The organism is Serratia sp. CY52157, assembly GCF_052168495.1.
In the GTDB taxonomy this organism is placed as follows: Bacteria; Pseudomonadota; Gammaproteobacteria; order Enterobacterales; family Enterobacteriaceae; genus Serratia; species Serratia ureilytica.
Window position 1 is genome coordinate 103,206 of the sequence record NZ_JBJNMO010000002.1, and the last position, 14,956, is coordinate 118,161.

The 14,956-nt window shown below is 59.9% G+C and carries 17 protein-coding genes; 11 read left to right on the forward strand and 6 right to left on the reverse strand.

What is annotated here, in order from left to right; all coding sequences use genetic code 11:
- Positions 1-154: 154 nt before the first annotated feature.
- From ACJ8IP_RS10200 to ACJ8IP_RS10210, 3 genes are all read left to right on the forward strand, one after another.
- Positions 155-484 (forward strand): hypothetical protein, encoded by a 330-nt coding sequence (locus tag ACJ8IP_RS10200; protein ID WP_033651052.1) that lies wholly within the window; start codon positions 155-157, stop codon positions 482-484.
- Positions 485-559: 75 nt separating this feature from the next.
- The gene (locus ACJ8IP_RS10205) at positions 560-1,012 is read left to right on the forward strand and encodes a thiol-disulfide oxidoreductase DCC family protein (protein ID WP_164107032.1); all 453 of its coding nucleotides are present in this window, start codon (positions 560-562) and stop codon (positions 1,010-1,012) included.
- Between the two features lie 86 nt (positions 1,013-1,098).
- Positions 1,099-1,350: a hypothetical protein gene (locus ACJ8IP_RS10210; RefSeq protein WP_033642017.1), complete on the forward strand. Its 252-nt coding sequence runs from the start codon at positions 1,099-1,101 to the stop codon at positions 1,348-1,350.
- Here the strand turns inward: ACJ8IP_RS10210 and ACJ8IP_RS10215 are convergent.
- The 3 genes from ACJ8IP_RS10215 to ACJ8IP_RS10225 all read right to left on the reverse strand — a co-directional run bounded on the left by ACJ8IP_RS10215 (position 1,341) and on the right by ACJ8IP_RS10225 (position 3,627).
- A complete protein-coding gene (locus ACJ8IP_RS10215; RefSeq protein ID WP_099783849.1) occupies positions 1,341-1,889 on the reverse strand; it encodes a GNAT family N-acetyltransferase in 549 nt (182 codons plus the stop codon). The genes ACJ8IP_RS10210 and ACJ8IP_RS10215 overlap by 10 nt on opposite strands.
- Positions 1,890-1,984: 95 nt before the next feature.
- A complete protein-coding gene (locus ACJ8IP_RS10220) occupies positions 1,985-2,716 on the reverse strand; it encodes a DUF2076 domain-containing protein (RefSeq protein WP_033642019.1) in 732 nt (243 codons plus the stop codon).
- A gap of 107 nt (positions 2,717-2,823) precedes the next feature.
- Positions 2,824-3,627 carry a helix-turn-helix transcriptional regulator gene (locus ACJ8IP_RS10225; protein ID WP_033642020.1) on the reverse strand — a complete coding sequence of 268 codons (804 nt, stop codon included), beginning with the start codon at positions 3,625-3,627 and terminating at the stop codon, positions 2,824-2,826.
- A gap of 117 nt (positions 3,628-3,744) precedes the next feature.
- On the opposite strand from ACJ8IP_RS10225, the gene ACJ8IP_RS10230 reads away from it, so the two are divergent.
- Positions 3,745-4,515, forward strand: coding sequence for a class I SAM-dependent methyltransferase (locus ACJ8IP_RS10230; protein ID WP_147838739.1), 771 nt, complete (start codon positions 3,745-3,747; stop codon positions 4,513-4,515).
- A gap of 57 nt (positions 4,516-4,572) precedes the next feature.
- Here ACJ8IP_RS10230 and aqpZ read toward each other — a convergent pair whose 3' ends face one another.
- Positions 4,573-5,268, reverse strand: coding sequence for an aquaporin Z (aqpZ, locus tag ACJ8IP_RS10235; protein ID WP_033642023.1), 696 nt, complete (start codon positions 5,266-5,268; stop codon positions 4,573-4,575).
- Positions 5,269-5,694: 426 nt separating this feature from the next.
- Here aqpZ and ACJ8IP_RS10240 point away from each other — a divergent pair, with 426 nt between their 5' ends.
- Positions 5,695-7,056 (forward strand): esterase-like activity of phytase family protein, encoded by a 1,362-nt coding sequence (locus ACJ8IP_RS10240; protein ID WP_164107031.1) that lies wholly within the window; start codon positions 5,695-5,697, stop codon positions 7,054-7,056.
- Positions 7,057-7,255: 199 nt separating this feature from the next.
- Here ACJ8IP_RS10240 and ACJ8IP_RS10245 read toward each other — a convergent pair whose 3' ends face one another.
- Positions 7,256-8,431 carry a low temperature requirement protein A gene (locus tag ACJ8IP_RS10245; protein WP_033651057.1) on the reverse strand — a complete coding sequence of 392 codons (1,176 nt, stop codon included), beginning with the start codon at positions 8,429-8,431 and terminating at the stop codon, positions 7,256-7,258.
- 310 nt (positions 8,432-8,741) lie between these two features.
- On the opposite strand from ACJ8IP_RS10245, the gene ACJ8IP_RS10250 reads away from it, so the two are divergent.
- Both ACJ8IP_RS10250 and ACJ8IP_RS10255 read left to right on the forward strand, forming a co-directional pair.
- Entirely contained in the window at positions 8,742-9,026 is a 285-nt protein-coding gene (locus ACJ8IP_RS10250) for a YdgH/BhsA/McbA-like domain containing protein (RefSeq protein WP_033634035.1), read from the forward strand.
- 240 nt (positions 9,027-9,266) lie between these two features.
- Positions 9,267-9,824: a class I SAM-dependent methyltransferase gene (locus ACJ8IP_RS10255; RefSeq protein ID WP_033642027.1), complete on the forward strand. Its 558-nt coding sequence runs from the start codon at positions 9,267-9,269 to the stop codon at positions 9,822-9,824.
- On the opposite strand, the gene ACJ8IP_RS10260 is transcribed toward ACJ8IP_RS10255, so the two are convergent.
- Positions 9,825-10,286: a GNAT family N-acetyltransferase gene (locus tag ACJ8IP_RS10260; RefSeq protein ID WP_033651058.1), complete on the reverse strand. Its 462-nt coding sequence runs from the start codon at positions 10,284-10,286 to the stop codon at positions 9,825-9,827. It lies immediately after the preceding gene.
- Between the two features lie 216 nt (positions 10,287-10,502).
- On the opposite strand from ACJ8IP_RS10260, the gene ACJ8IP_RS10265 reads away from it, so the two are divergent.
- The 4 genes from ACJ8IP_RS10265 (at position 10,503) to aroL (ending at position 14,940) form a co-directional block, all read left to right on the forward strand.
- Positions 10,503-11,618, forward strand: a complete 1,116-nt coding sequence (locus ACJ8IP_RS10265; RefSeq protein WP_164107029.1) for an ABC transporter substrate-binding protein — start codon at positions 10,503-10,505, stop codon at positions 11,616-11,618.
- Positions 11,611-13,734: a TonB-dependent siderophore receptor gene (locus ACJ8IP_RS10270; protein ID WP_442524391.1), complete on the forward strand. Its 2,124-nt coding sequence runs from the start codon at positions 11,611-11,613 to the stop codon at positions 13,732-13,734. Before ACJ8IP_RS10265 ends, ACJ8IP_RS10270 begins: the two co-directional genes overlap by 8 nt.
- Before the next feature lie 53 nt (positions 13,735-13,787).
- Positions 13,788-14,306, forward strand: a complete 519-nt coding sequence (locus tag ACJ8IP_RS10275) for a GNAT family N-acetyltransferase (protein WP_164107027.1) — start codon at positions 13,788-13,790, stop codon at positions 14,304-14,306.
- Between the two features lie 109 nt (positions 14,307-14,415).
- Complete coding sequence (gene aroL, locus ACJ8IP_RS10280) at positions 14,416-14,940, forward strand: shikimate kinase AroL (RefSeq protein ID WP_060659886.1); 525 nt, start codon at positions 14,416-14,418, stop codon at positions 14,938-14,940.
- The last annotated feature ends 16 nt before the right edge of the window (positions 14,941-14,956 follow it).

Below are 14,956 nucleotides of genomic sequence, written 5' to 3' on the forward strand. Positions count from 1 at the left end.
AAGATCGGAATGCTTACCAAATCTTCTGTTTTCATCACGTTAGACGCGGGATGTAAGCAAAGCGCAGCGGGGCGAAAAGGTAGCGAAAAGCGGCTTTCTCATGGGCCGGGGGCGGGGTAGCGTAATCCCGAACCCGGCAAATGAGGCTAATTCAATGAAACAAGCAATCAAGATCCTGGCGCTGCCCTGCATGGGCATGGCGCTGTTGTTCAGCGCGAGCGCGATGTCTGCTCCCGAGGCGCCTGCGGCCAAAGCGTTGCCGCCTGTGGCGGATGAACCGATGCGCATGCCGCCTTTCCCGGGCGGGCACCCGCCCAAGCCGGGGTTCTGCCGCGGCGGTGAGCTGTTCTGCGCCACCTCGGCCAGCGACAATCCGGTGGAAACCATCAACAAACTGACGGCGGTGATCCCGGCGGGCAGCGCCAAACATTACGAAGTGCGCGTCGCGGTGGTGGCGGTGCCTGACGCACCGCCCGCGCCTTAACACGCCCCGTCATCCCGCTCTGGCCTGGGCGCACCAGGCGCGTTAGGCTAAGGCGAGCATTTTTCGGGAGGCGGGATGACCCCTTTATCACAGCTGCCTTATCTGCAGCCCGGCGATCGCGCGTTGTTGTTCGACGGCGAATGCAACCTGTGTCATGGGCTGGTGAGATACCTTGTTCGCGCCGATCGGCAGCGGCGCATTCTGTTGGCGACGGTGCAATCCGTCGAAGGACAGGCGATCCTGCAGGCGCTGGGATTGCCGACCGACCGTTTCGATTCCGTGGTCTATGTGGAACAGGGGCGCTGTTGGCTGCGTTCGGCGGCGTTGTTTCGGGCGCTGCGCCAAGTGGGATGGCCGTACCGCGCGCTGGCGCTGGCGCGTTGCTTGCCGCCGCGACTGGAGGACAAGATCTACGATGCGGTCGCCGGCAATCGCTACCGGCTGTTTGGCCGCAACGACGGCAGCGGCCTGCCGGGTGCCGACCAGCCCGGGCGCTATCTGCCTCGACGGCGGGAGCCACCGGCCTGAGCTTTACGCTTCTTTACCATCCAACCGCTTGAAATATCAGCACTCCAGCTCCATATAATGGGTCATTCAGCCAACAAGGAGCGCGCATGGGAATCAGTGAAGAAGAGCACATCCGCCGTTTGACCCAAGAGAAAAACGACATGGGCAATACGGCGAAATGGGTGGCGATCGTTTCCGCCGTCTACTTTGCCTTGATGGTGTTTTATGGCCATCCAACCGGCGTATTGGCGATGTCGGGCGCGGTATTCATCGTCTCTACCGCCACCTGGTTGAAAAAGCGCCAGAAGGTCAAATCTTACCGCATGGCGTTGGCCAAAATCAGCGACGATCAGCCCTGATAGTCGCAGCGCTTTAGCGTATACACCAGGCTCGGCGCCGCGCCGGGCACGTCATCCAGCGTATCCACCCGCTGCATGCCGATCTTTTCCAGCACTCGCCACGAAGCCTGATTCTCCGCACGCACAATGGCGGAAATCTCCTCCAGCGCCAATCCGGCAAAACCGTATTGCAGCGATGCCCGCGCCATCTCGGTGGCCAATCCCATGCCCCAGACGCGAGTATCGAAGCGATAGCCGAGGTTCACGGTGCGCTGCGCCCCGAGCGGTTTCCGGGACAATCCGCCAAAGCCGATAATCCAATCCGGCCGTTCGCGCAGAGCGATCGCCCAGGAACCGTAACCGTGTTGTTGCCACCCGGAAATCCTCTCTTGCAGCGCCGATGCGGCCTGCGCTTCGCTGGTGAGTGGGCCGGCGGGATTGAAACGCTGCGTTTGCGGATCGCCGAAGATGGCGTAGAAACGCGCGAGATCCGCCATCACCGGTGGGCGCATCTGCAGGCGTTCACTGAAGAAAGGGGTGGAAGGATTAAAGCTTGTCATCGTTTCTCTCTGCTGGATAAATGAACAGTGTTCACTGTAGACCAGAATGGCGAAACGGGAAATCCCCCTCTGCGGGTGAGAGGGGGCGAAGGGAATTACAGGAAGGAGTCGTCGTCGTCGCTGTAATCGTCGTCGGCGTAGTCCGTGTCGTCCTGATAGTTGGCGTTCTGGAAGCCGTTGTCCTGGTTGAGGAAGCTGCCGCCATCGCCGTTGTTGAAGGTATCCAGGTTGTTGGAGGCGTCGAAATTGCGCATTGCGCTGTCGTCCAGCGGCGCCGGGGTTTCCTCGATAATATTTACGATTTCCTGTGGTTGCGAATGGCGGAACATGCCGGTCAGCATGTCGGCCAATACCACGCCACCGGCGACGCCCGCCGCCGTTTGCAAGGCGCCTCCCAGGAAGCCGCCGGCGCGTGAAGGCGCCGCCTGCTGCGGTGGGGCATAGGCCGGTTGCTGCGGCTGCTGCGCGTTGTTCCAGGCCGCCGTATTTTGCTGCTGCGCCTGATACTGTTCGCGCGGGCTTGGCGTACTGCGGCTGCCGCCGCCGAACAGGCCGGCCAGGAAGCCGCCGCTGCTCTGCTGGCCGTTGGCGGTTTGCTGCAGCTGCGCCACCTGGGCCTCCAGCTCTTTGACCCGCTGATCCATCTGCTTGAGCGCCGCTTCCTGAATAATCATCGCCTGCGCCATGTAATAAGGGGCGGAAGGCTGCTCGCGAATATGCTGGTTGATTTGCTGCTCTGCCTGGAGATCCCGTGGGCCCGTCTTGGTCTCGGCTTCTTTCAGGCGGCCAAACAGACCATCGATAAGGCGTTGTTCTTCGGATTGCATAGGAGTACCTCAGGAGATAAATAACGGTGCTGGATGATCACTATCATCGGTATCAATTACCCTAGCGCGTTTACATGAACCAATAAATAAATGGCGGGTAAACCTGCCTATGAATTTGTTACCAATTGCGGCAGCGGGATCAGCATCACCAGCTTCAGACCGGCGTGCTCCGCCGGATGGAAGGTGAGTTGGCGATAGCGCAGCGCGCCTCGCTGAGGATGCTCGAACGCTCTTTCGCCGCCTTCGCGCGCCATGACGTCATGTTGCTTCCACCAGTGATTAAAGTCCGCGCTGTTGTGCGTCATGTTGCGCACGAAGGCGCGCATCTCTTCGGTATTTTGATGATGGCTGGTCTCGGCGCGAAATTCGGCCACCACGCGGCGCGCGCGCTCTTCCCAATCGCTGACCAGCGTTTTCGCCAACGGGTGGAAGAACATGAAGTGCAGCAGGTTGGGGCTGTTGGCCACATCCAGCCAGCCGCTGAACAGCGCCGCCGCCTGCGGGTTCCAGGCGACGACGTTCCAGCTCACGTCCAGCAGATAGCAGGGCACCGTCATCTGATGCACGCTTTGCAGCACCGCGTCATTGGCGGTTTCGCGGTGCGCTTCCTGCTCGGGGTCGGCGATACGCGCCAGGGTAAACAGGTAGTGGCGTTCGGCCGGGCCGAGCCGCAGCGCTTTGGCGATGCGCGCCAGCGTGAAAGGGGAAATGGACACCTCGCGGCCCTGTTCGATCCAGGTATACCAGGTGGCGCTGATGCCGCTGATTTGCGCCAACTCTTCGCGGCGCAGGCCGCTGGTGCGGCGGCGCGAAGAGCTGGGCAGGCCGATCATTTCCGGCGTGATGCGTTCGCGGTGCGCGCGCAGAAACGCGCCGAGGGCTTTTGGCCCGGATAAGGCTTCTGATGACATAGCATGGTACCTATTTATACCAGGATAACTGCTCATATTGTACCCGTATAGTAGCCTGATTATAGTAGCCGAAAGCCTTCAGGCACAGGCGCAAGCCGGATAATAACAGGAGCAAACATGAGCAACAGCAACAGCCATAACAATGCGGTAGACCGGCAGTTCGGCGAGCAGGCCAACGCCTATTTAACCAGCGCGGTGCATGCGCAGGGCAAGGATTTGCAACGTCTGGCGCGGTTACTGGCGCCGCACGCCGAAGCGCGCCTGCTCGATCTGGGCTGCGGCGCCGGGCATGCCAGCTTCACCGCGGCGGCCAGCGTAGCGCAGGTGGTGGCCTACGATCTGTCGGCGCAAATGTTGGCGGTGGTGAAGCAGGCAGCGGCGGAAAAAGGCCTGAACAACATTCAGCAGCAGCAGGGCGTGGCGGAGTCTTTGCCGTTTGAGGACGCCAGCTTCGATCTGGTCATCAGCCGCTATTCGGCGCACCACTGGCGCGATGTCGGCCAGGCGCTGCGCGAGGTCAGGCGGGTACTCAAACCGGGCGGCAGCGCGATCTTTATGGACGTGGTCTCGCCGGGGCACCCGCTGCTGGATATCTACCTGCAAACCGTGGAAGTGCTGCGCGACACCTCGCACGTGCGCAACTATGCGCCGGGCGAGTGGCTGACGTTGCTGACCGAGGCCGGGCTGGTGGTACGCGAGGTGACGTCGGATCGATTGACGCTGGAGTTCGGCAGTTGGGTGGCGCGTATGCGCACGCCGGCGCATTTCGTCACCGCGATCCGCGCGCTGCAGCAAAGCGTGTCGCAGGAGGTGGCGGAGCATTTCGCCATCCAGCCGGACGGCTCCTTCACCAGCGATATCATGATGTTTGAAGTGACGAAGGGCTGAAAGCAACGGGGCAGCCGATGAAGGCTGCCCCGTGAAACGCGATCGACTGCGATACGCTTATTTTTTGTCTTCCAGCAGGCAGCGGTAGATCAGGCCGCCGATAATGCCGCCGACCAGCGGCACCAGCCAGAACACCCACAGCTGCTGCAGCGCCCAGGTGCCCTGGAAGATCGCTACGCCGGTGCTGCGCGCCGGGTTGACGGAGGTGTTGGTCACCGGGATGCTGATCAGGTGGATCAGCGTCAGCGTCAGGCCGATAGCCAGCGGGGCAAAGCCTGCCGGCGCGCGCTTGTCGGTCACGCCGTGAATAACGATCAGGAAGAAGGCCGTCAGCACCAGCTCAATCACGATTGCGGCTTGCAGAGAGTAACCGCCTGGCGAGTGTTCGCCGTAACCGTTGGAGGCGAAACCGCCTGCCGTGGCGTCGAAACCGGCTTTGCCGCTGGCGATCAAATACAGCACCGACGCTGCGGCGATACCGCCGATCACCTGTGCGATAACGTAAGGGATCACGTCTTTCGCCGCGAAACGGCCGCCGGCGAATAAGCCGACGGTGACCGCCGGGTTAAAATGCCCGCCGGAAATATGGCCGACGGCATAGGCCATCGTCACTACGGTCAGACCGAAAGCGAGCGCGACGCCGAGGAAACCAATACCCAGCTGTGGGAATGCCGCTGCCAATACTGCGCTACCACAACCACCAAACACCAACCAAAATGTGCCAAAAAATTCAGCAAAAAGTCGCTTTGACATAGATTCCATCCTGCGGAATAGACTAACGGGCGTTAGCACTAAAAACTATAGAACAGCTTTTTAAGTTCATGCAGATATTCTATAGAATTTTCTTAATGCACCTTGAATAACGGCGGTATTAAATCCCTGACATTTTATTTTGTCTATGAGAAAAACACCGTTTTTCGCCGTGTTGACGCGCGTTTGCCGATTTTTTTATCTTTGTTATAAGAATTTACCCTAAGCAAAACGGCGGGCTATTTCCGGGCGGTTTTTTCCAGCGGTTTTCTCCATTCAATACGCTCAGGTTAATTGCTCATTTCTATTTGCCAGCCAACCTTATTGCCTGATGTGCATTTGACGAATTGCCTATTGTCATCTAAGTGTCATGCTAAATTAATATCGTCTTCTGCCTGACAACGCTTCATTTAACCTCGGGTAAAAAATATGAAAATAAAATCGCTCTCCCTGCTGTTGGCTTCACTGTTTCCGGTATTGGCTCACGCTGCCGACATTGAGGTGGCGCGTTATGTGGTCGGCTTCCCCGGCGGGGAACGCGTCGCCTATCAGGGGGCGTTCGCCAAGCATTTCCCGCAGGGATTGCCGGTAGGGATCGGCTCCGGATTGATGTTCAACAAGAAGCAGGGCGACGATTTGGTGCTGACGACGCTGACCGATCGCGGCCCGAATGCCGATGCTCCTGCGGTAGGCAAGCAAGAGGCCAAGATTTTCGCCAATCCGCAATTCACGCCTCTGTTGATGGACATTCGTATCGGCGGCGGCAAGGCCGTAGCCGAGAATGCGCGGCCCTTGCACGACGAAAAAGGGCCGATCGGCGGGCTGCCGTTGCCGGGCGAGCTGATTGGTTCTACAAACGAAGTGGCGTTGAACGACGCGTTGCAGCCGCTGTCCGGCGATCGCCGCGGGTTGGATACCGAAGGGGTGACCGGTGACGGCAACGGCGGCTATTGGCTGTGTGATGAGTACGGCCCGTTTCTGATCCATATCGACGGCAAAGGTAAAATCCTCGCCAAATATGGCCCAACGCCGCAGGCCGGCGAACAGGCGGTGGCGGGCGGTTTGCCGAACATCCTGAAATGGCGTCAGCCCAACCGCGGTTTTGAAGGATTGACCCGGATGCCGGACGGGCGAATTCTGGCGGCGGTGCAGAGCACGCTGGATGTCGATGGCAAAAGCAAAAACAAGGCGCAGTTTACCCGGCTGGTGAGCTTCGATCCGCGCAGTGGCAAAACCGCCATGTACGGCTATCCCATCGATATCGACAGCTATAAAAAAGCCAAAGACGCCAAAATTGGCGATGTCGTGGCGTTGGACAACCAGCGCATCCTGTTGATTGAACAGGGAATCGGTAAAGATAAGTCGATGATAAACAAGATCTATCTGGTGGATCTCGCGCAGGCCAGCGATCTGAGCGCGTTTGACGGCCAGGGTAAAGCGCTGGAGTTCGACGATGCGAAAGATCTGGCTAAACGCGGCGTGAAGCTGGCGCAGAAACGGGAAGTGGCGGATCTGCGTCAGTTGGGCTGGCGCCAGGAGAAAGCGGAAGGGTTGGCGCTGATCGACGATCGCACGCTGGCGGTGATCAATGACAACGATTTCGGCTTGCAGGCCACGCTGGTGGATGCGTCGCCAAAGAGCAAGAAAATCGGCGACTATCAGCTGGAGAAAGGAGGGCGGTTGAGCCTCGACGGTGACAAAACCGACGCCCGCATCGAATTGCGCCCTCTGGAGCAGCCGGAATCGCTGAGTGAGCTCTGGGTGCTCACCTTGCCGCAATCCTTGAAGTGACCGACATCGGGGGCGATTGCGCCCCCGTCAGACCGTTGACAAAGGAGGAAAAAACGTGGTTTTTCCTCCTTTGTGGCCATCAGCCGAAAATCAATAAATTGATTTTCCTTGTTTTTTATCCACTGCTCTCTGCAAACCCGGTAATGGCATGAGGTTTGTCATCAATCTCACAGCGGGGGCGATTGCGCCCCCGTTTGATTCAGGCTTGCGCGTGCCGCTGCGGCGCTTTGCCGCGCGAGATGCTCTCCCACGCCGCCACCACCACCATGATCAGCGTCGTCAGGCCATTGACCATCAGCAGGTCGGTTAAATAGGCGATCGGGGCCAATACCGCCAGCGCCAGCAGCCCAACCAGATGCGACAGCGGGAAGCGGCGATACACCAGCCGTTTGTACAGCGCGTTGGCGAACAGGTAAATCGCCGGTCCGAGCAGCAGCACCGCCGCCGTGGCGTGTTGGATGCGGCCGTCGGGATGGGCGATCACCAGCTCGTTGGCCACGGCGCAGACGATGATCGCCCCCACCAGCGCGACGTGCACATAATGGAAATAAGCGCCCAGCTGGCCGGGATTTTCCGCCTGGCTGATGGCGTGGCTGCCGGCTTTGCTGCTGGTGTCGAAGTAAACCCACCACATCGCCAGGCTGCCGAGAAAGGCCACCAGCGAAGCGATGAGTACCGGCAGGCTCCAGCTTTCCATTTCGCTCAGGGTGGCGCCGGTGATCAGAATGGTTTCCCCCAGCGCCACGATCACGAACAGCTGGCAGCGCTCCGCCAGATGGTGGCCTTCGATGGTCCATTCGCTGCTGCTGTCCGAGCGCCCCAGCACCGGCAGGCGAAAACCGAACATCGGCGAGACGTACTCGCACAAGACGGCGATCGCCCACAGCGCCAGGCGAACATGGCCTTCCGCCAGCCCGCCGGCGATCCAGAAGATGGCGGAGATGCACAGCCAGCCGAGAATGCGGCGAAAGTTTTGTTTTAACGGATGATCGGGCGCCAGCAGGCGCAATACCGTGGCGGAGCGCCCGACCTGAATGGCGACGTAGAACAGGGCGAAGATCAGACCGCGTTCGCCAAACGCCTGCGGCAACGCGGCGGCGGCGAACAGCCCCAGCAGCATGATCGCGAACAGCAACAGGCGGATCTGGCGGGTATCCGGATTGAACCAGTTGGTGACCCAGGCGGTGTATTGCCAGGCCAGCCAGACGGCGAACCACAGCAGCAGGGTTTCCAGCGCGCCGGTTAGCGTCAGGTGATGCAACAGATAGTGGGAAAGTTGGGTCACGGCGAAAACGTAGATCAGATCGAACAGCAGCTCGGAAAATGAGACCGACGCGCCCTGACCGTCACGCACGCGCAGCAGGTTTTGCGACATAAGCGTTCTTCCTTAAAAGGGTAAGCCACAAAATTCAGCGTAGCTCAGCGCGCTCCGGCGGGTAAAAAATCTTAAATAGACGCGGCGCGCATTCTTTATCACGCGCCGTCTTTAATTGTTCATCAAATAGGGGTAAGGTGAAGCCTATAAAGTCATTCTCGCCTGAAAATACACACCCGCTCTCACTTCCTCCTTATTCTCCTCACAATGATTGATGTTCTTTACGTTGCATGACGTCCGTTTTCATTGGCTAGCGGATAATTAACATCACTGACAACGAGCGAATAAACAAGAACACCTGGAGTCAATCATGAAACTTATCCCAAGCATCGCAGCCGTATTGATCGCCGCCGCTTCATTTTCCACTTTCGCCGCGCCGCTGTCGTCGGTAAAACAGGTCAACAGCGAGCAGGCTGCCAATCTGCAAAGCCTCGGCGTCGTGTCGGTTTCCGGCGTTAGCGGCTCACCGCATGACGCCATCACCGCCCTGAAAGAAAAAGCCGCGGCGGACGGCGCCAGTCATTATCGCATTATCGGTCTGGACACCCCCGGGGACTCCAGCAACTGGCGCGGCAATGCGGAAATTTATCGCTAAGCGTTAGCTTTTTACCCTCTGGCCGCGGCAACGCGGCCAAAAAAATAAACGGTCGCAATAATTATCTGAACGGTCGGCGCATAAACCGCTTATTCTCAGATCATTATTGCGACCGTTTTTCTTTGCGCGCCGCTGACAAGGTTGCATTTTATTACAACTGTGTCCGCCGCTTTCGGAATCATGTTAATGATTACTTAAGAAATTCGGCTCACATTGAGGGCTTAACCCAAGGAGGCCTCAATGTTAAATGCGACCCGACTGCAACTGATGAATCACTTCGCTTACCTGCAGCAATTTATGGCTTCACCGCGCACCGTCGGTACGCTGGCGCCTTCTTCCCCGTGGCTGTGTCAGGCGATGCTCAATCAGGTTGAATGGACCCGGGCGCTGTCGATCGCGGAACTGGGCGCGGCGGACGGCGTGCTGACCAAACGCATTCTGGGGCGGATGCGCGCCGATGCGGCGCTGGAGGCCTTCGAGATCCAACCCCATTTCGTGCATCGGCTGCGCGGGATTGACGATCGGCGGCTGCAGGTGATGGGCCATTCGGCGACCCGGATGGCCACGGATTACGACGTGGTGTTTTCCTGCCTGCCGCTGCTGTCGATCCCGGTCAGGATCAGCGTGCGCATTCTTCAGCAGGCCCGGCAGCGGCTGCTGGCGCGCAACGGCACGCTGGTGCTGTTCCAATACAGCCACCTGTCGGAAAAATTGCTGTCGCGCTATTTTCACTGGAAGCGCCTGCGGGTAGTGCGCAACTTCCCGCCGGCGCTGGTGTATGTCTGTACGCCGCGTTAGCTACAGTTTTTTCTCCATCACCACCACCTCTTCGTCATGCTGCCGCCGGCGCTCCAGAGGTTGCCAACCCCAGCCGGCGTACAGCGCTTCCGATTTGTCGGTAATGAGATGCAGAACCGAGTGATGGCGCTGCCGCGCCGCCTCGACGATGGCCATTTCAAGACGGTGGGCGATGCCCTTGCGGCGGTGATCGGGATGCACGAAGACGCCGGCCAGCCACGGGGTGAGATCCTGGCGCTGATGGTCGTCGCTGGGCCATAGGCTGGCCATGCCCACCGGACGATCGCCGTCGATCATCATCAGCGTCAGGTGGTCGTCGCCCGGTCGGCTGCATTGGGCGAAACGCAGCTGGGTGCGCTCCAGCGAGCCGCCGCGCTGTGAACCCCACTGGCCGAATGCCCAGGCGGCGCATACATCGGCAAACTGCGGGCAATCCGACAGCGGAATGATGCGTTGAGTCATGGAGGTCTCCCGGTTTTTAGCTGTTTCCCCGTTCTATTTAACCGATTTCCCCGCCATTTTTTTAACTTTTTAAAGCCGTTATTTTAGCGGTTTCGCCGTGTTTGCCGCACGCCCGGCGCCGTTTCCCGGATTTCTTTTGGCAATGGCGGCGCGGGATTGCAAGTGCTAATGAGAGTGATTATCATGCGCACACTATTTCCCCCTTTCGGCTCAATCATGCGCAATTTCCTCATTTTACTGCTGCTTTCTCTGTGGTTCGGCGTGTTCTCCGCCCAGGCGAAGACGGTGACCGATATCACCGGCCGTCAGGTTGTGGTGCCGGACAATCCGCAGCGCATCGTGGTGGGGGAGAGCCGCATGTTGTATACGCTGGCGCTGCTGGAGCCGGGCAACCCGGCGCAGCGCATCGTCGGCTGGCCGGCGGATCTGGCGCGTTTCGATGCGCAAAGCTGGCAGCTTTATACGCAGCAGTTTCCGCAGATAGCCCAGATCCCCGTCATCAGCGGCAATAACTTTCGCCAGGTCAATGTCGAAAGCCTGCTGCAGCTGAAACCGGATCTGGTGATCCTGGCGCGCTATGCGCGTGAAGACGGCGACAACGATCGGTTGGTTTCTGCGTTGAACAAGGCCGGCGTGGCGGTGATCTACGTCGATCTGCGCATCGATCTGCTGAACAACACCGTGCCGAGCGTGCGGCTGCTGGGCGACGTGCTCAATCGCCGGCAGCGCGCCGAGCAGTTCATCCAGTTTTATCAGCAGCATATGGCGGTGATTCAGCAACGTCTGGCGGGCTATCAGGGGCCGAAGCCCAAAGTGATGCTGCACCTGCATCTGGGGCGGCGCGACACCTGTTGCACCACCGCCGCGCACGGCAACCTTGGCGATCTGCTGACCTTCGCCGGCGGTGACAACATCGCCAACGCCAGCGTCAAAGGGGTGTATGGCGAGCTGAACCCGGAAACCATTCTGAGCGCCAATCCCGACGTGTACCTCGCCACCGGCATGGCTGGGCCGCAGGGCAAACGGCTGTCCGATCTGCGCCTCGGGCCGCAGGTCAGCCGCCAAGAGGCCGCTGACAGCTTCCGCCGGCTGATCGCCAAACAGCCGATGCTGACCAACCTGCAGGTGGTGAAAAACCACCGCGCCTGGAGCGTCTGGCACAACTTTTACCTCAGCCCGTACCACGTGGTGCTGGTCGAGGTGTTCGCCAAAGCGTTTTACCCGGATCTGTTCGCCGACATCAACCCGCAGCAGACCTTCCAACAGCTTTATCAGCAGTTTTTGCCGTTACCTTTTTCAGGGACCTATTGGAGTCAGTTAGATAATGAATAACAACAAACGCGGTTGGTGGTGCGCATTGCCGTTGGCGGCCTGCGCGACATCGCCGACGTGGGCGGCGGAAAAAACCGCGTCGCAGGAAGAAAACCTGGTGGTGATCGGCCGCAAAGACGCCGACGGCGTGCAGAGCTATCAGCCGTTGACCAGCGTCACCGGTACCCGCAGCGAAACCAACCTGCTGAACGTGCCGCAGGCGATCGACGTGGTGCCGCAACAGGTGATTACCGATCAGGCGGTCAGCAGCCTGGACGAAGCGCTGTACAACGTCAGCGGCATAACCCAGGCCAACACGCTCGGGGGCACCCAGGACGCGGTAATGAAACGCGGTTTCGGCGACAACCGCGACGGCTCCATTCTGCGCGACGGCGTGCGCTCGGTGCAGGCGCGCAACTTTACGCCGACCACCGAGCGGGTGGAGGTGCTCAAGGGGCCGGCCTCGATGCTGTACGGCATGGGCGAGCCGGGCGGGATGATCAACATGATCACCAAAAAGCCCCAGCTGCAGCAGCATACCCACGTGGAAGGCTGGGGCAGCAGTTTCAACGGCGGCGGTGGCCAGCTCGACGTTACCGGGCCGCTCGGCACGTCGGGGTTTGCCTATCGGATGATCGTCGATCACGATGAAACCGATTACTGGCGCAACTTTGGCCGCAATCGCCAGACGGTGATCGCGCCCTCGCTGATGTGGTACGGCGAGAACACCACCGTGCGGTTGGCCTATGAACATATGGAATATCTGGTGCCGTTCGATCGCGGCACCATTATCGATTCGCGCACCGGCAAACCGGTGAATACGCCGCGCGATCGCCGTTTCGACGAAGCCTATAACGCCACCCGCGGCGATCAGGACAGCATTACCCTGCAGATCGATCAAACGCTCAACGAGCGCTGGAAAAGCTCGCTGACCTACGCCTACAGCCGCAACAGCTACAGCGGCAACCAGGCGCGCGCTACGGCGCTGAATCCGGTGACCGGTGTGTTGACTCGCCAGGCCGACTCGACCGCCCATGCCGTCAGCCACGCCAACGCGGTACAGTTGACGCTCAATGGCGACGTGGACTGGGGGCGCATCAACCACCAGATGCTGTTCGGCTTCGATTTTGAAGATAACCGCACCTACCGCGGCGACATGATCCGCGGCAAAAAGAACAGCGATTTCAATATCTATCATCCGGTATATGGCCTGATGCCGCCCTCGACCGCGGTCAGCGCCAAAGACAGCGATCAGCGGGAAAATCTCACCAGCTACGGCTGGTTTATGCAGGATTCCATCCAACTGACCGATAAATGGCTGGTGATGGGCGGGCTGCGCTACGACGCTTTCGACGTCTATGCCGGCAAGGGGCGGCCGTTCCAGACCAACACCGACAGCTCGGACGGCAAGCTGGTGCCGCGCGCCGGGGTGGTATACAAGCTGACGCCTTACGTGTCGCTGTACAGCAGCTATACCGAGTCGTTCAAGCCTAACTCCTCCATCGCCACCCAAATTGGTTCGCTGCCGCCGGAGCAGGGCAAGTCGTGGGAAGTCGGCGGCAAGCTGGCGCTGCCGAACGGCGTCACCGGCACGTTGGCGCTGTTCGACATCACCAAGCGCAACGTCATGGTCAATGAGCTGGTGGAGGGCGAAACCGTGACGCGCACCGCCGGGCGCGTGCGTTCGCAGGGCGTGGAGCTGGACGTGGCAGGCAACCTCACCGACTCGCTGAGCCTGATCGGTTCCTATGCGTATACCGACGCGCGCGTGGTGGACGATCCGGACAACAAGGGCAAAGAGATGACCAACGTGGCGCGCCATACCGCCTCGCTGTTCCTGACCCAGAACCTGGGCAGCCTGGGCCTGTACAGCGGCGATGAGGTGCGTATCGGCGCCGGCGCGCGCTACGTGGGCCGCCGCCCGGGCGATGCCGCCAACAGCTTCAATATGGATAATTACACCGTTGCCGATGCGTTCGCCGCTTACACTATGCCGATCAACGGCTATCGGGTGAAATGGCAGCTGAACGTGAAGAACCTGTTCGATAAAACCTATTACCCGTCCAGCGGCGGCAATTTGCGCGTGGCGGTGGGGGAACCGCGTGAGGTAGTGCTGCGCGGCAGTATCGATTTCTGAGCCGCGGGCGGTGAAATTTGCTTAAATAACCGCCCCAACGTTAAGGAGAACCCATGAGCCTGCAAATTCGTTTGGCGCAGCAGCAGGATATCGCGCATCTGATGGCGGTTGAACGCTCGGCGGCGCAGCTGTTTCGCCAGCAGCCGGCGTGGCGCTTTATCGCCGAAGGCGAGGTGATGAGCCCGCAACAGCACGCCGCGTTTATCGTCGAACGCCGTGAATGGCTGGCCGAAAGCGACAACGGCGAGTGCGCCGGTTTTATCGCCGTGCAGGCTCAGGGGAAAGACTGGCATATCGCCGAATTGTCGGTCGCCGGCGCCTGGCAACGGCAGGGCGTCGGCCGCCGCCTGATCGGAGCGGTGGCGGAAGAAGCCAAACGCCAGGGCGCCGCTCGCCTGACGCTCACCACCTTCATTGACGTGCCGTGGAATGCGCCTTATTACCGGCGGCTGGGGTTCCGGCCGCTCGACGACGCGCGGCTCACGGCCGCCTTGCGGCGGCATCTGGATGAGGATCTGGCGCACGGCTTTGCCGCTGGCAGTCGCTGTGCCATGGAATTTACACTATCGTAAATATTGAAATACAGAGCGGGCGGGGTATGATGCTGCCACCACGCCATCGCACCCGCTCGGTATTTTGGTATGCAATGCACTCAAGTCACCGCATAAGGGACAACCCGTAATGACACAAACCCTGTTCATGATAGGCGCTCGCGGAGCCGGCAAGACCACGGTAGGCAGCGCATTGGCGCTGGCGTTGGGCTATCAGTTCGTCGATACCGATCTGTTTATGCAGCAGGCGGCGCAGATGAGCGTGGCGGAAATGGTCGAGCGCGAGGGCTGGCTGGGGTTTCGTCGCCGCGAGACCATCGCGTTGCAAACCGTGACTAAGCCGTCAACTATAGTTGCCACCGGCGGCGGGGCGATCCTGGCGGAGGAAAACCGCCAGTTTATGCGCCAGCATGGCACCGTTATCTACCTGCGCGCGCCGGCCAGCGTGTTGGCGCAGCGGTTGGAAGAGTACCCGGAAGATGCGCAGCGCCCGACGCTCACCGGCAGGCCGATCGCCGAAGAGATGCTCGAGGTGCTGGCCGCGCGTGAAGCGCTGTATCAGGATGCCGCGCATTACGTGATGGACGGCGCCGCCGATCCTCAGCAGGTGGTGGAACAAATCCTCGCGGTGCTGCCGCGCGAGACGGTGAAATAACCTTTTCTTCTCTTCG

Bases quoted from the DNA above. Each gene is read 5' to 3' on its own strand.
- ACJ8IP_RS10200 (WP_033651052.1), top strand. From the start codon at position 155: ATGAAACAAGCAATCAAGATCCTGGCGCTGCCCTGCATGGGCATGGCG.
- ACJ8IP_RS10205 (WP_164107032.1), top strand. From the start codon at position 560: ATGACCCCTTTATCACAGCTGCCTTATCTGCAGCCCGGCGATCGCGCG.
- ACJ8IP_RS10210 (WP_033642017.1), top strand. From the start codon at position 1,099: ATGGGAATCAGTGAAGAAGAGCACATCCGCCGTTTGACCCAAGAGAAA.
- ACJ8IP_RS10215 (WP_099783849.1), bottom strand. From the start codon at position 1,889: ATGACAAGCTTTAATCCTTCCACCCCTTTCTTCAGTGAACGCCTGCAG.
- ACJ8IP_RS10220 (WP_033642019.1), bottom strand. From the start codon at position 2,716: ATGCAATCCGAAGAACAACGCCTTATCGATGGTCTGTTTGGCCGCCTG.
- ACJ8IP_RS10225 (WP_033642020.1), bottom strand. From the start codon at position 3,627: ATGTCATCAGAAGCCTTATCCGGGCCAAAAGCCCTCGGCGCGTTTCTG.
- ACJ8IP_RS10230 (WP_147838739.1), top strand. From the start codon at position 3,745: ATGAGCAACAGCAACAGCCATAACAATGCGGTAGACCGGCAGTTCGGC.
- aqpZ (WP_033642023.1), bottom strand. From the start codon at position 5,268: ATGTCAAAGCGACTTTTTGCTGAATTTTTTGGCACATTTTGGTTGGTG.
- ACJ8IP_RS10240 (WP_164107031.1), top strand. From the start codon at position 5,695: ATGAAAATAAAATCGCTCTCCCTGCTGTTGGCTTCACTGTTTCCGGTA.
- ACJ8IP_RS10245 (WP_033651057.1), bottom strand. From the start codon at position 8,431: ATGTCGCAAAACCTGCTGCGCGTGCGTGACGGTCAGGGCGCGTCGGTC.
- ACJ8IP_RS10250 (WP_033634035.1), top strand. From the start codon at position 8,742: ATGAAACTTATCCCAAGCATCGCAGCCGTATTGATCGCCGCCGCTTCA.
- ACJ8IP_RS10255 (WP_033642027.1), top strand. From the start codon at position 9,267: ATGTTAAATGCGACCCGACTGCAACTGATGAATCACTTCGCTTACCTG.
- ACJ8IP_RS10260 (WP_033651058.1), bottom strand. From the start codon at position 10,286: ATGACTCAACGCATCATTCCGCTGTCGGATTGCCCGCAGTTTGCCGAT.
- ACJ8IP_RS10265 (WP_164107029.1), top strand. From the start codon at position 10,503: ATGCGCAATTTCCTCATTTTACTGCTGCTTTCTCTGTGGTTCGGCGTG.
- ACJ8IP_RS10270 (WP_442524391.1), top strand. From the start codon at position 11,611: ATGAATAACAACAAACGCGGTTGGTGGTGCGCATTGCCGTTGGCGGCC.
- ACJ8IP_RS10275 (WP_164107027.1), top strand. From the start codon at position 13,788: ATGAGCCTGCAAATTCGTTTGGCGCAGCAGCAGGATATCGCGCATCTG.
- aroL (WP_060659886.1), top strand. From the start codon at position 14,416: ATGACACAAACCCTGTTCATGATAGGCGCTCGCGGAGCCGGCAAGACC.